This is a genomic window from Vibrio sp. YIC-376, from assembly GCF_052353105.1.
In the GTDB taxonomy this organism is placed as follows: Bacteria; Pseudomonadota; Gammaproteobacteria; order Enterobacterales; family Vibrionaceae; genus Vibrio.
This window is the reverse complement of sequence record NZ_JBBWFK010000002.1, coordinates 21,239-34,496: the sequence shown is the minus strand read 5'-3', so window position 1 is coordinate 34,496 and position 13,258 is coordinate 21,239. Positions and strand designations below refer to the sequence as shown.

At 42.6% G+C, this 13,258-nt stretch carries 10 protein-coding genes and 4 pseudogenes; 11 read left to right on the top strand and 3 right to left on the bottom strand.

Translation table 11 applies throughout. The annotated features are described in order from the left end of the window. Positions 1-20: 20 nt before the first annotated feature. The 6 genes from WJM94_RS04430 to WJM94_RS04405 all read left to right on the top strand — a co-directional run bounded on the left by WJM94_RS04430 (position 21) and on the right by WJM94_RS04405 (position 7,863). A complete protein-coding gene (locus WJM94_RS04430; RefSeq protein ID WP_444493030.1) occupies positions 21-1,325 on the top strand; it encodes an ABC transporter permease subunit in 1,305 nt (434 codons plus the stop codon). A 4-nt stretch (positions 1,326-1,329) separates the two neighbouring features. After that, entirely contained in the window at positions 1,330-2,172 is an 843-nt protein-coding gene (locus WJM94_RS04425; protein ID WP_110176712.1) for a sugar ABC transporter permease, read from the top strand. Between the two features lie 16 nt (positions 2,173-2,188). Next, a complete protein-coding gene (locus tag WJM94_RS04420) occupies positions 2,189-3,421 on the top strand; it encodes a glycoside hydrolase family 53 protein (RefSeq protein ID WP_444493029.1) in 1,233 nt (410 codons plus the stop codon). Then, positions 3,421-5,487, top strand: coding sequence for a beta-galactosidase (locus tag WJM94_RS04415; RefSeq protein ID WP_444493028.1), 2,067 nt, complete (start codon positions 3,421-3,423; stop codon positions 5,485-5,487). Before WJM94_RS04420 ends, WJM94_RS04415 begins: the two co-directional genes overlap by 1 nt. 148 nt (positions 5,488-5,635) lie before the next feature. Continuing rightward, positions 5,636-6,898 carry a maltoporin gene (locus WJM94_RS04410; protein ID WP_444493027.1) on the top strand — a complete coding sequence of 421 codons (1,263 nt, stop codon included), beginning with the start codon at positions 5,636-5,638 and terminating at the stop codon, positions 6,896-6,898. Between the two features lie 578 nt (positions 6,899-7,476). Beyond that, positions 7,477-7,863, top strand: coding sequence for an NUDIX hydrolase (locus WJM94_RS04405; RefSeq protein WP_065303806.1), 387 nt, complete (start codon positions 7,477-7,479; stop codon positions 7,861-7,863). A gap of 64 nt (positions 7,864-7,927) precedes the next feature. Here the strand turns inward: WJM94_RS04405 and WJM94_RS04400 are convergent, their stop codons facing one another. Next, complete coding sequence (locus tag WJM94_RS04400) at positions 7,928-8,266, bottom strand: cytosolic protein (protein ID WP_118121004.1); 339 nt, start codon at positions 8,264-8,266, stop codon at positions 7,928-7,930. A 408-nt stretch (positions 8,267-8,674) separates the two neighbouring features. Here WJM94_RS04400 and WJM94_RS04395 point away from each other — a divergent pair, with 408 nt between their 5' ends. Then, positions 8,675-9,187, top strand: a complete 513-nt coding sequence (locus WJM94_RS04395; protein ID WP_444493026.1) for a hypothetical protein — start codon at positions 8,675-8,677, stop codon at positions 9,185-9,187. Between the two features lie 257 nt (positions 9,188-9,444). Further along, positions 9,445-9,600: pseudogene (locus WJM94_RS04390) on the top strand (ISNCY family transposase); the annotation flags it as partial. Between the two features lie 18 nt (positions 9,601-9,618). On the opposite strand, the pseudogene WJM94_RS04385 reads toward WJM94_RS04390, so the two are convergent. Next, positions 9,619-9,711: pseudogene (locus WJM94_RS04385) on the bottom strand (integrase); the annotation flags it as partial. 681 nt (positions 9,712-10,392) lie between these two features. Between WJM94_RS04385 and WJM94_RS04380 the strand changes: the two are divergent. Then, on the top strand, positions 10,393-11,898 hold the full coding sequence (locus WJM94_RS04380; RefSeq protein WP_444493025.1) for a cytosine permease: 1,506 nt from the start codon (positions 10,393-10,395) through the stop codon (positions 11,896-11,898). A gap of 35 nt (positions 11,899-11,933) precedes the next feature. Beyond that, positions 11,934-12,428 carry a nucleoside deaminase gene (locus tag WJM94_RS04375; RefSeq protein ID WP_444493024.1) on the top strand — a complete coding sequence of 165 codons (495 nt, stop codon included), beginning with the start codon at positions 11,934-11,936 and terminating at the stop codon, positions 12,426-12,428. Positions 12,429-12,528: 100 nt separating this feature from the next. On the opposite strand, the pseudogene WJM94_RS04370 reads toward WJM94_RS04375, so the two are convergent. Continuing rightward, positions 12,529-12,933 (bottom strand): annotated as a pseudogene (locus tag WJM94_RS04370) (sensor histidine kinase); the annotation flags it as partial. Between the two features lie 12 nt (positions 12,934-12,945). On the opposite strand from WJM94_RS04370, the pseudogene WJM94_RS04365 reads away from it, so the two are divergent. Continuing rightward, positions 12,946-13,176, top strand: a pseudogene (locus WJM94_RS04365) (GlcG/HbpS family heme-binding protein); the annotation flags it as partial. Positions 13,177-13,258: the final 82 nt, after the last annotated feature.

Here is a 13,258-nt window from a genome sequence, read left to right as displayed (position 1 = left end):
CCGAAATGGAGTTGTAAGTGATGTCTGACATGAGTGAACATTTTGAGCATAACTCGGGGCTATATCGATCCCAACGGTTTACTGCCTCCTTACTTGCAGTAATTCCTGGTTTTGGCCAGTTTTATAACCGACAGTTTGTGAAAGGCATGATGTTCTTCATCTTGCTAACAAGTTTTTATGCAGTAACTCGTGATTTTATTTCCCACGGTATGTGGGGGCTTGTAACACTTGGCGAAAACCTACCAGAGGACAACTCAGTTTTCCTACTCGCAGAAGGTATTATTGCTTCGCTAGTGGTGGTATTTGGTTTAGCGGTTTATGTACTCAGCATTAATGACGCCTACAAAAACGGTCAACGGCTTGATGAAGGCCGCCCACTGAACTCACTTCGTGTTCAGTATCGCAATGTTATCAATGCTGGCTTCCCGTATCTGATGATAAGTCCGGGTTTTATCCTTTTAGTCTTTGTTGTTGTGTTTCCGATCATCTTTGGTTTTGCGATTGGTTTTACCAACTACAACCTGTACAACTCACCACCTGCGAAGCTGGTTGACTGGGTTGGATTGAAGAACTTCTTCAACATTTTCCAAATTAACTTGTGGCGTAACACCTTTATCGATGTGTTGCAGTGGACAGTCGTTTGGACATTGGTTGCATCAACATTGCAATGCACAGTCGGGGTTATGTTGGCGATTCTGGTTAACCAGAAAGACCTTAAATTTAAGCCTCTGATCCGTACTATCTTTATTCTTCCTTGGGCGGTACCTGGTTTTGTGACCATCCTTATTTTTACCGGGATGTTTAACGACAGCTTTGGTGTCATCAACAATGTGATTCTCGACTTCTTTGGTATTGAGCCCAAAGCTTGGCTGACAGACCCATTCTGGACGAAAGTCGCGCTCATCATGATCCAAACCTGGTTAGGTTTCCCATTTGTATTCGCCATGACAACGGGGGTTCTACAGGCGATCCCTAATGATCTTTATGAAGCTGCGACGATGGACGGTGCCAGCAAATTTCAGCAGTTAAGAACCATCACTTTACCTCTGGTTCTGTACTCAATCGCTCCAATTTTGATTACTCAATATACGTTTAACTTTAACAACTTCAATATTATTTATCTGTTTAACAATGGTGGTCCTGCTGTCATTGGTAGCAACGCGGGCGGCACCGATATCTTGGTGTCATGGATTTACAAACTGACGATGTCCTCATCGCAATACGGTATTGCATCTGCAATCACTTTATTATTGTCGATTTTCGTTGTGGGCATTGCTCTTTGGCAATTCCGTATGACCAAGTCATTCAAAGAAGAAGCGAGATAACAATATGAGTATTAAACGTAGTAATCGCATCAGATTGACGTTGAGTTACGGCCTGATTTTGTTGGTATCAGTGATCATTATTTACCCGTTAGTGTGGACGGTTGGTGCGTCGTTCTATCCGGGTAACAGTATTATGGGTGAGTCCATTTTCCCTGAGAACCCGACTCTGAGTCACTATGCCACTTTGTTTGCTAATGACAAAGTGGCTTACCTAACTTGGTTCTGGAATAGTTTGAAAATCAGCTTTTTGACCATGGTGCTAACGCTGATCAGTGTGTCATGTACGTCATATGCGTTTTCACGCTTTCGCTTTAAAGGCAGAAAAAATGGTCTAATGCTGTTCCTTCTTTTGCAGATGATCCCTCAATTTTCCGCCCTAATTGCGATATTTGTCCTAGCGCAGATGTTGGGGTTGATTAATAGCCATCTTGCATTAGTACTGGTTTATGTTGGTGGTATGATCCCGATGAACACGTATTTAATGAAAGGTTACTTGGACGCGATACCGAAGGACCTCGATGAATCAGCAAAAATGGATGGCGCAAGTAATATTCGTATTTTCCTTGAAATTATATTACCCATTTCAAAACCAATTATTGCAGTAGTGGCATTATTTTCTTTCACGGGACCGCTAGGCGATTTTATTCTCGCGACAACCATTTTAAGAACGCCTGAAAATTATACGTTACCTATCGGTTTATATAATTTGGTCGTAGAAAAAATGGGTGCAAGCTATACCACATATGCAGCAGGTGCTGTGCTTATTTCAATACCTGTAGCGCTTCTTTATCTATCACTACAAAAATACTTTGTATCTGGCTTAACTGCAGGTAGTACAAAAGGCTAATACTAGAGAGAAAGATATGAATAAAAAATTTAAGGTTGCACTTATTAGTGCGGCAGTGGCTTTGGCTGGCTGTCAATCTTCGAATTCGTCTAATGATAATAGCTCAAATATTAATCCTGGCATGAGTGATATTATTATTACTTTACCAGAATTGAGGTCTAATTTTATACGTGGTATGGATATTTCCATGTTGCCTGAAATAGAAAAATTGGGTGGGAAATATTACCAAGATGGCAATGAAGAAGATCTGATTAAAATATTAAAAGATAGTGGGGTTAATTCTATCCGCGCACGTTTGTGGGTAGACCCGATGTCAGCTACTGGTGAAGTATTTGGTGGTGGCAATAACACGTTAGAGCGTTCCATTGAGCTTGGTAAACGCGCACAAGAAAACGGTATGTCATTCCTGCTAGATATCCATTACAGCGATTTTTGGGCTGACCCTAAGAAGCAACATAAGCCAAAAGAGTGGGATCAACTTACGTTTGAGAACCTAACACAGAAAGTCTACGACTATACAGCAGAGGTGATGAAAGCGCACCAAGCTGCGGGTGTCGTGCCAGATATGGTTCAAGTTGGTAACGAACTGAATGGCGGTATGCTTTGGCCAGAGGGTAAGAGTTGGGGGCAAGATGGTAAGGAGTTCGACCGCCTATCACTTCTTTTAAAAACCGGCATCCAAGCGGTGCATGACAACGACAGTGGTAAAGACATTCAGGTCATGTTGCACCTCGCTGAAGCGGGTGACAACGGTCTTTTCCGTTGGTGGTTTGATGAAATCACCCAGCGTGGTGTCGATTTTGATGTGATTGGTATGTCTTACTACCCGTGGTGGCACGGCCCAATCGATAAAGTAAAAGCCAATATGAATGACGTCATCAGTCGCTACAACAAGCCTGTCGTCTTAGTCGAAACGTCTTTCCCGTTTACCACTGAAAATGGTGATTCGTTAGGTAATAGCTACTCCGAGGCGGGGCCGATTGAGGGGTACAGTGTGTCAATCGAGGGCCAGGCGCAATACCTGGCTGACATCATGACGCTGCTGAATGAACTGCCTAATGAACAAGGTCTGGGGATTTATTACTGGGAACCTGCATGGTTACCAATCGATGGGGCAACCTGGTCAACGGGCGCTGGCATGGACTATAGCGGGGACAAATGGGACATGGGCAACTCATGGGAGAACCAAGCACTGTTTGATTTTGAAGGTAACGCACTACCGTCATTGAAAGTATTTAAAGGTCAATAATGAACAATAAAAAACACATCATTCCCAAGATAAAAGGCTTGCTCCATGGAGCAGATTACAACCCTGAGCAATGGTTAGACAGACCAGATATTTTAGCGAAAGATATTGAACTGATGAAGCAGACGAATTGTAACGTTATGTCTGTCGGTATCTTCAGTTGGTCTGCTCTTGAGCCTGTCGAAGGTGAGTTTCAGTTTGAATGGCTCGATAACGTACTGGATAACTTGGCAGACAATGGGATTTCTGTATTCCTGGCGACACCGAGTGGTGCGCGTCCTGCCTGGTTGTCTGAACGATACCCTGACGTCCTTCGAGTCAACAGCGCACGTGTTAAACAACTGCATGGAGAACGTCATAACCATTGTTACAGCTCACCGAATTACCGTGAGAAAGTAAGCATCATGAACGCTAAATTGGCTGAACGTTACAGTCAACATCCTGCGGTGATAGGCTGGCACGTTTCAAACGAATATGGCGGCGATTGTCACTGTAATTACTGCCAAGAAGAGTTTCGTTTGTGGCTGAAAAACAAATACGGCTCCTTGTACAATCTTAATAAGCTGTGGTGGAGTGCGTTTTGGAGTCATACTTACACCAGTTGGGAGCAAATTGAGTCGCCATCTCCGATTGGTGAGAACTCCGTTCACGCACTTAAGTTGGATTGGAAACGATTCTGTACTGACCGTGTCTCGAACTTCAGTGAGCACGAGATTGCACCGCTCAAGTCGATTAATCCTGATCTGCCTACGACGGCAAACTTCATGGAGTATTTTTACGACTACAACTACTGGGAGTTGGCGAAGTCAATTGATGTTGTGTCTTGGGACAGCTATCCGCTTTGGCACCGTGACAGCGATGAAGTTGCGCTCGCTTGCTATACCGGGATGTACCATGATTTGATGCGCACACTGAAAAACCAGCCGTTTTTACTTATGGAATCAACCCCAAGCCAAACCAACTGGCAGCCAATCACTAAGCTCAAAAAAGACGGTGTCCATCTGCTTTCATCATTGCAAGCAGTGGCTCATGGCTCTGACTCTGTTCAGTACTTCCAGTGGCGAAAAAGCCGCGGCTCTGTAGAGAAGTTTCATGGTGCGGTGATTGACCACGTTGGTCATGCAAATACTCGTACTGGTCGAGAAGTGACAGCCGTCGGTGAGTATCTTAAACAAATTAATGATGTGGCGGGAACGAGCACGCAGGCCGAAGTGGCGATCATTTTTGATTGGGAAAACCGTTGGGCAATGGATGATGCTTCAGGTCCTCGTAATGAAGGCATGCACTACGAACAAACCGTGTGTGACCATTATCGAGGTTTTTGGCAGCAAGGTATTAGCTGCGACATCATAGAGCAGCTATGTGACTTTACTCCTTACAAGATCATTGTTGCGCCTATGCTGTACTTAATAAAACCTGGCGTAGCAGAGCGTCTGGAAGCGTTTGTGGAGCAGGGTGGGACGTTAGTCGCGACTTATTGGAGTGGCATCGTTGATCAGAATGATCTGTGCTTCCTGGGAGGTTTCCCTGGTGGAGAAGGCAGCCCATTGCGCCGCACATTAGGTATTTGGGCTGAAGAGATTGACTCACTCTATGACCATGAACGCGTATTGTTTGAAATGGAAACGCATTCTGGTTTTGGCTTCAGTGGTGAATTTAAGGCCAAGCATTTAATGGAACATATTCATTTAGAGACGGCAGAAGCTCTGGCTTATTACCGCGAGGACCTATTTGATGCTTGCCCAGTCATTACTAAGAACCAGCTTGGTAAAGGTTGTGCTTACTACATCGCTGCACGTACAGAGACAGAGTTTAACGAGTTATTTTACATCTCTCTTGCTAATTTACATGGCATTCGCAAGCCAATTGAAAACGTGCCTTACGGAGTGTCAGTAGCAACTCGTGAAGACGAACAGTCTCGCTATTTGTTCATTATGAACTTTTTGAATGAGCCGCGAGATTTGAAAGTTCCGCACGGGAATGGGATAAATGCAAATACAGGTGACGATATTAAGGAGAATATTACACTTCAACCGTATCAAGTCATCGTTATCAAAAATAATAAATAACTCTCCCGCCTGATTATTTAGGCGGGCAATGAATAACAATATTTAAAAATAAGATGAAATTCATCTTACGGGTAAGTATTGCCTAAACAAAGGATATGGCGATATTTACCCAGCCAATAACTCAAAAGTAATACAAAAGGAAATTAAAATGAAAAAAGCAACATTGACAGTCGCTATTTTAGGTTCTTTATTCGCCACTCAAGTATCAGCAGTCGATTTCTATGGTTACGTACGTGCTGGTTTGGGAGCCAGTGCTGATGGAGGCGGTACCAAGGGAGGAGATGAGTTTTACAAAACGACATTGGGTCGCTTGGGCAATGAGTTTGACACTTATTCGGAAATTGGATTAGGCCAAGAGTTATTCAATGCAGAAGGTCGTTCAATGTACTTTGAAAGTATGTTTGAAATGTCATCGGACGGGAACCTAGAGTCTGAAAATAGTAAAGATGACAGCGCTAACTTTGGAATTAAACAGTTAAATGTTCAAGCGAAGGGCTATATTCCTGCTTCTCCTGATGCGGTTATCTGGGCTGGTAAACGCTTTTATCAACGTCATGATATCCACATTATAGATACCAAATACTGGAATATTTCTGGCTACGGTGTGGGTATCGAAAACATCAAGTTAAATACCGGTGCGATTTCAGCAGCGGTTATCCGAGCTGATAATGAGTTGGCCGAGTGGGATGATACTGGCAATAAAACGAGTTACGGAGACCTGAATACTTACTTCTTAGATTTACGTTACGCTGGCTTTAGCCCATGGGAAGGATCCTGGACTGAGTTCGGTGTTGACTATGCAATGGTTAACCCAACGGATGAGCAAGAAGACGCCGCTGAAAACTTCGATAACGGTTTGATGTTAACGGCTGAACTTAGTCAGAGTTTCGCATTGGGGTACAACAAGTTTGTGCTCCAATATATGGACAAAGGACTTGCACAGAACGCTATCTCACAAGGTGGTGGCTGGTATGACATCTGGAGTGGTGATGTCAGCGATGCAAAAGGGTTCCGTTTTATCAGTACTGGTGATTTGAATTTAGGCGAAAATGTCGTGATCAACCATGTTCTAACTTACGGTAACGTGAAAGATCATGGTGACTGGTTAGATAAGGAAGAGTTGTTCTCATTTGTAGCTCGTCCAACTTACAACTGGTCGCCGTACAACAAGACCATGTTAGAGGTAGGCTACTTTGACCAAGAAAAAACTTGGGATTCAGGCTCTGAAGACAAGTTTAGCGGTACAAAATTCACTATTGCACATGCTATCTCAACGGGAGAGTCGTTCTTCGCTCGACCAGAAATTCGATTCTTCGCGACTTATTTGAAAGACAATGAAGGTGACTCTTTTGACAACAATAAGAGCAACGACACCATCAACTACGGTGTGCAAATTGAAGCTTGGTGGTAATCAATAGAGATTACAATTTTACTACTTACTAGGCCAGTTTAACTCCATTCTGGCCTATCTCAAGCTTAGGCTTGAAACGCTTAGTAGTGTGCTCTTAAAGTGGGTCATATTTTACCGAGGGGGAGGGGTATGGCAATGTTATCACTTTAGGAGCTTTTTTTAGAATTACCTATGAACCCTATTGTTAAAGAATAAGGTTATTTCTTTCTTCTCGATCCTAATTGTTCATTGTTCAAAATTCGTTGAGTTTAGATAGCCAAGGACATTGTGTTATTTCACCGAGTATAATTAACTCCTGTATACTCGACGCTCCCTCTAATTTAGAAAAATCACTGACAAAGTTATGTTCATTGGTGGATTCAACCCAGTTTTGATAAATGTCCACAAAATGTCCAGCTTTAATGTCCAGCTTTATGCTGACTCTTCTTTGCCCCTTTCCTTCTCAGTACTATCACTAGTGTGAACGCGGTTTAACACCATATGACTTAATTTATCTTATGTATTAATATGAGCTTTATTTACTATTGATGGGCTGCTCCTAGACGTCAATATACAAACTCTTGAAAAGGAATTGAGGATTGAAAAATTTGGCTATGGCGGTTGTCGTTAGGGAAGGAAAGATTCTTGTACAAGAGAGATTCCGACGTAATAAAGGAATGGTATTTGAATTCCCTGGAGGCTCAGTTGATAAAGGTGAATCTGGTGAGCAGGCTGCTGTCCGTGAGCTATGGGAAGAAACAGGCGTAAGAGAAGTCGATTTAATTGGAAGTCATTCTACAGTTAATGAATTTGGTGGATCCATTCATTATGTAGTTTTTATCGCGCAATCAGAAGCTACACCGCAAATAGTTGATCCTGTGCGTCAACAAACTTTCCATTGGTTTGCTTTGAACGATATCCCACGAAAAGATTTCTTTAAGGCTGATATTGAGTTTTTAGATACGATGCTTGAACAATATTTGTGACAAGTCTTTGCCCCGTTCCTAGCTAGGGATGCCAATTCGCCGATTTCAACTTACTGAATATTTTTCAGTCCATTCGGGTAATAAAGGTTTGCTCGTCATCCACAAAAGCTACAAAGCCGCCGTGATAGATAAACACCCGACCACGCCCCTCAACTAGACAGGCAAGCTGTGGGTTCAAATCTTCTTCGTTGTCCTGGCTTTGAAAAGAGCCGGTATCTGTGATCACGCCGCTGAGTATAGGCAAATATCCATAAGCACGCTTGGCTTGATCGATCAGGTTCAATTCGCTGTCGATAGAGAAGCAAGAGGGGATCGCACCAGCGTCTTCGATGAATATAGGTTTCAGTTCTTCAAAAGCTGTAATCACCAGCCAGTCGATGCCGTTAACATGATGGATAAACATAGAGTTACTCGATAATTTTGATGCGGAGATTCTATCACTATCAGGTGCAGAGCGTAGTAGAAATTTAGTTGCTAAAGGCGGTAATTCTATGCCATTTTCGGACGTTCACTAGACCACTCGATACACGTTTTTGTCCATCTTCGATTCAGCTTGAGCTGAATCATTTGTGCCCCATTTGGTGTTAACACTTAAGTTATTCCACATCTTTGGGATGCAAGTTTTCCCTACATAAAGTTATCCATAGCAGCCTCACAGTCAGCCTTTTGATAATTATGATTCATATTGCAATCTAATATCCATTCCCTTTTATTAACCTATTGATTATCAATTGAACTGCGATTAGAAAGACTGCATGATAGGAGCATGAAAAGCGTTATGTGTTTCAAAAATATTCATCAGGAGTACGAAATGGATTATTTACCAAGGGGAGAAATTGAAGGTGTATGGTTTGATTTGGCATATACAAATGAAATCAATTTACTACCTAAAGTATTTCAAAATGGCTGGGAATATGTCCTAGTTGATCCATTGTATCTGTTTGATGAAGATATGAACTTAGAGGGGTTAGAAAAGCTCCAAAAGTATGACGATAGTTCCGGTGGAGATAGTTTATATTTCTATTTAACTATGTTTGCGGATATCAGTGACTTTAGTTCGGTTTGGGTTGAAAACTATTCGGTCGAAGACGTAAAAGAATCGGATAAAGTTCAGTGGCAATTTGCATTCGCCGGAATGTATTTTTATCCTACTAAAAGAGATTGGTGTGGTATCTATCTTGACTACTCTTGTCAAGACTTTGTGCTTTTGGGGGCTGACTCATCATTAATTTCAAAAATTAAGGCAAATTTCAAACCAAGTAGTTTGTTTACTATAGAGTACATAGAAACTTTGCTAGAAAAGCGATACGGAAAATCTATTTAACATCAAATTGCATACAATCGTTTAAGGTTTTAAGATACTTTTTCTAATCCAAAGCTCCTCAGAAGTAACAATATCTATAAATCACTTTTGTCCAATTCTGAGTTACGATACTTCACAGCAGTATGTGATCACCAAGCGATTCTGTCGTACCTTAATTACCAAGCGACTTTGTCATTGCAATAACTACCGAGGGAAATTGACGGAACTCATTAGCGTACCTTTTAAAGTAATTAAATCAGCTTTAGAGGGTGCTAAGGATGTTCTACATGGATTCAAAATCTCAATTCACTGTCGATATAATTAGCAAAGTCATCGATGGCAGGATCAGTATCAATAGCGCGGCTACCTTGCTGAGCAAATCCCGGAGAGCCGTTGAGCGTTATCTCAGTCGATATCGGCGACAGAACTATAAAGAATTTTTTGGCGACAGGCTATAAATTGCTAAGAGGGTTACGGGTAATCGCTTCAGATGAAGGATCGGGTGCGAAGTGTGCGTAGCGCATTGTCATAGAGATATCTGCATGGCTACGGAGAGGCGGCTACAGAAGAACCAGGGCCAACTTGAACTTCATTATCCCATATCTCTGTTAGCAAAGAAGATATTAGATAGGGGGCAATGGGCCTATGTTGAGTCGTGGAATTGAATAATTTCTAAGTCATTTTTGGATCATGATAGAACCTGCGGTAACCGCTTCTAACTAAGGCGCATCCATTAAAACGTGAGTGGTGCAAGTAAATATCTGTTCCGCTTCTGCTGTGACAAAAGAGGCAGTAAGAATACCTTTCGGTTCAATTTTATAACGCACAAGTTGGCTAAATTCTTACCACGTTCATGCGCTGAACGAGTAGGGCTTGGTATGTCTGTAACTCGTTGTAATGACTGAGAACTGCTCGATTTAAGATCGGTTGGGTTACTACCCGAAATACGAAACAAAGTCGTGTGATGATTATCATAGTTTTGAGTTGATTGTTTTTTGATTAAACGGTGAGGGTTATTGATTGGTGTCAAAGTTATATAACTTAAATAAACGCGCGTGTTTTTTTTTATTGCCTTTGTTACTCCTATTCTCGGAATTCTTGCCATTATTGCTGTTTATAATAACTAGGATTTAATTTAATAATTTCATCGTCTCCTTTCTGCTTGCTAATTTGATTAAGCATAAATCAAAGGTTGCAACTGTATTCTAATGACAAAGGACAAGGCGATGGAAATAGGAAAAAATATGGCGCTTGGCGCGCACTCGGCGAATATTGCTGACTTTACAGATCAGGATCGAGAAAGGCTTTCTGCGCGAGGCTATGCGGAAGAAGTATTACCACTTGGAAAAAAACAACGTACATGGGAAACCAAGAACTTTATTACCGTGTGGATGGGACCGATTCATAACATTCTTAGCTATTTCACAGTCGTCAGTTTTTTTGCCTTCGGACTCAACGCAATGCAGGTGGTTGCGGCAATACTCATTGCAGCATGTATTGTATCTGCAGGGTATGTTTTCAACGGTCGAGCTGCGGTAAAATATGGCATTCCGTTTGCGATGCAAATCCGTGATACCTTTGGTATCAAAGGAGCCGCTTTCCCAGCAATGATCCGTGGTTTGGTCGCGGGTTTTGTGTTTTTTGGTCTCACTACCATCGCTTCCGCGCAAGCACTTGATATTGTTTTAGCTCGATTGTTCCCTGGATTCTTAGAAATCGGGGGAGGCGCCACCATAGCCGGCCTTGCCATCCCGACTGCGATTTCATATTCCATCATGACCGCCATTACTGTTGTTCTTTACCTTTCTGGCCAAGCGCTTATTAATAAATTCTCTGAATTTGCTTCTCCTGTTGTTTGGGTTTTGATGGTGATTGGTGTGTTCCTCGCTATTGGGAATGCTGGTGGGCTAGGTGAGGTATTCAGTTACCATCCGGCAGCAGGGACTGAAGTGACGGTCGTAGGTTTTATTACTTGCGTTTCTATGCTTGTGTCTAACTGGGCCGGTCCTATCGTCAACACAGGGGATTTCACTCGTAACGCAACCTCTATGTCTGCGCCTATGAAAGGTTTCCCAATCGGTATGCTAGTCTCTTACACTCTATTCGCTGTGGTTACAGTAAGCTTTATGGCTTCTCTCTCTGTACTTACTGGCGGCGCAGTTGATGTGAACAAACCAACCATCTTCGTTGATGCAATTAACTCAATTGGCAACCCATATATCGTTATGCTGCTTATTTTGGCGATGAATGTGGGGGCAACGGCTTTCGTTGTTTTCGGTAACATGATGCCTTCAGGTCTGCAGCTTACCGCACAGTTCCCTAAACTATTTAACGTGAAAACAGGTGGTCTCGTTGCTGCCGTAGTGGGTACATTAATCCTACCTTGGAAATTTGTTGAAAATACCACCATGTTATTCCTTTTCTACAGCTTTATCGGTTCAATGTTTGGCCCAATCGCTGGGATTATGTTGGCAAGCTACTTCTTTGAACGCCGTCAAAAACTAGACCTTGACGCTATTTACCCAGAACTAGACACCGATGGTGGTCACGAAGGTGGTGTGAACCGACGTGCGGTAGGCGTATTGATTGTCAGCTTCATCATTACTATGGCAGGTAAGGTGTTCCCAACGATTCCAGTCCTTGCCACGATCAACAGTTGGGCATTCTTCAGTGGTCTAACTATCGGATTTATTGGTTATCTACTAGTAGGTGCGCGTAAAACGCTTAACTAACTTGATTAAGACAGTTTAATAAACGGAGAAACAGTATGTGTAACACAAAAGGCAATAAAGACATGAACGATTACTTTCACCTAGCTTGTGATGCTACTCTTAAAGGAATGAATCAAGGTACAGGTGGTCCATTTGGTGCGACTTTGACACGAAATGGTGAGGTTGTTTGTGCCGTGGGCAACACAGTGCTTAAAGATACTGATATTTCTGGCCACGCTGAAATGGTTGCTGTACGTGAAGCGTGTAAGAAACTGGACACTCTAGACCTATCAGACTGTGTGATGTACGCAACGTGTGAACCATGTCCAATGTGTGTAGCAGTGATGATGTGGGCAGGTATCAAAACTTGTTATTACGCTTCTACTCACGTAGATGCTGCGGAGCATGGCTTCTCAGACCAACATCTGAGAAGCTACTTAGACGGAACAGACACTTCAACGTTGGATATGATCCACCTTGAGGAAGGTCGTGAAGATTGTGCTGAAATTTGGGCTGAGTTCCGCCGCTTGAACGAAGAAGTGGAAGCTTAATCCATCATTAAGTGTTCTTCATTTAGTGCTAGGGGTAACGTTACCCTTAGCACTTATATCTTTTATCCACTAATTGAAATGCTCAACTCCAAAAGACTTATTACAAGACGATCGTGAAAGTGCTGCTTTGGCCTAAATGTGAAGACAGTTCTATTCTCCCACCTAGGTTGTTCACCATTGCGGCGGCGAGTGACAGTCCTAAACCATATCCCTCTGTATTGCTACGGCTGCTGTCTACACGATATAAGCGCTTAAAAATAAGTGTATGCTCATTGGGATCAACGCTAATACCTGTATCAGTGACCGAAATGGCAACCGAGTTAACTCCTTGGGGCTGCACATCAAGCTTTACCTTGCCTTTCTCCGGAGTGTATTTGATTGCGTTGTCTACTAAATTAACCAGTATTTGAGTGAGTTTATCTGGGTCAGATTGAATAGCCTCCTTGTCAGATGTATTGACTATCAACGAAATCTGCTTTTCCTCTGCCACGTCTTCGTACCAAGAGTTTTTACCACGTCATTTACCGCAACGAGTATGAGGCAGCCGACGGGCAACCTGATGAAGCGCATTGCTGAGAAACCAATTATGCGACCGTTGCAAAATATGAATGAAAACCTTCTGTTTTTGGAAGGTGCACTACCGATTGAAATTAACGGCAAGGTCGTTGGTGCCATCGGAGTTGGCGGAGCACCTAGTGGCCATCTTGATGCTGCTTGTGCAGAACATGCGATGAAAAAGGTGTTGTAATTTAAATTGCCTAGCCTCTGATATTCGCAAGCACAATCTTCCCTGAAGGTTGTACTTGTTTGCATTCTAATTATAGATAGTC

What these genes read in the sequence shown, in the direction of transcription:
- WJM94_RS04430 (WP_444493030.1), top strand. Translation starts at nt 21, where the DNA reads ATGTCTGACATGAGTGAACATTTTGAGCATAACTCGGGGCTATATCGA.
- WJM94_RS04425 (WP_110176712.1), top strand. Translation starts at nt 1,330, where the DNA reads ATGAGTATTAAACGTAGTAATCGCATCAGATTGACGTTGAGTTACGGC.
- WJM94_RS04420 (WP_444493029.1), top strand. Translation starts at nt 2,189, where the DNA reads ATGAATAAAAAATTTAAGGTTGCACTTATTAGTGCGGCAGTGGCTTTG.
- WJM94_RS04415 (WP_444493028.1), top strand. Translation starts at nt 3,421, where the DNA reads ATGAACAATAAAAAACACATCATTCCCAAGATAAAAGGCTTGCTCCAT.
- WJM94_RS04410 (WP_444493027.1), top strand. Translation starts at nt 5,636, where the DNA reads ATGAAAAAAGCAACATTGACAGTCGCTATTTTAGGTTCTTTATTCGCC.
- WJM94_RS04400 (WP_118121004.1), bottom strand. Translation starts at nt 8,266, where the DNA reads ATGTTTATCCATCATGTTAACGGCATCGACTGGCTGGTGATTACAGCT.
- WJM94_RS04395 (WP_444493026.1), top strand. Translation starts at nt 8,675, where the DNA reads ATGGATTATTTACCAAGGGGAGAAATTGAAGGTGTATGGTTTGATTTG.
- WJM94_RS04380 (WP_444493025.1), top strand. Translation starts at nt 10,393, where the DNA reads ATGGAAATAGGAAAAAATATGGCGCTTGGCGCGCACTCGGCGAATATT.
- WJM94_RS04375 (WP_444493024.1), top strand. Translation starts at nt 11,934, where the DNA reads ATGTGTAACACAAAAGGCAATAAAGACATGAACGATTACTTTCACCTA.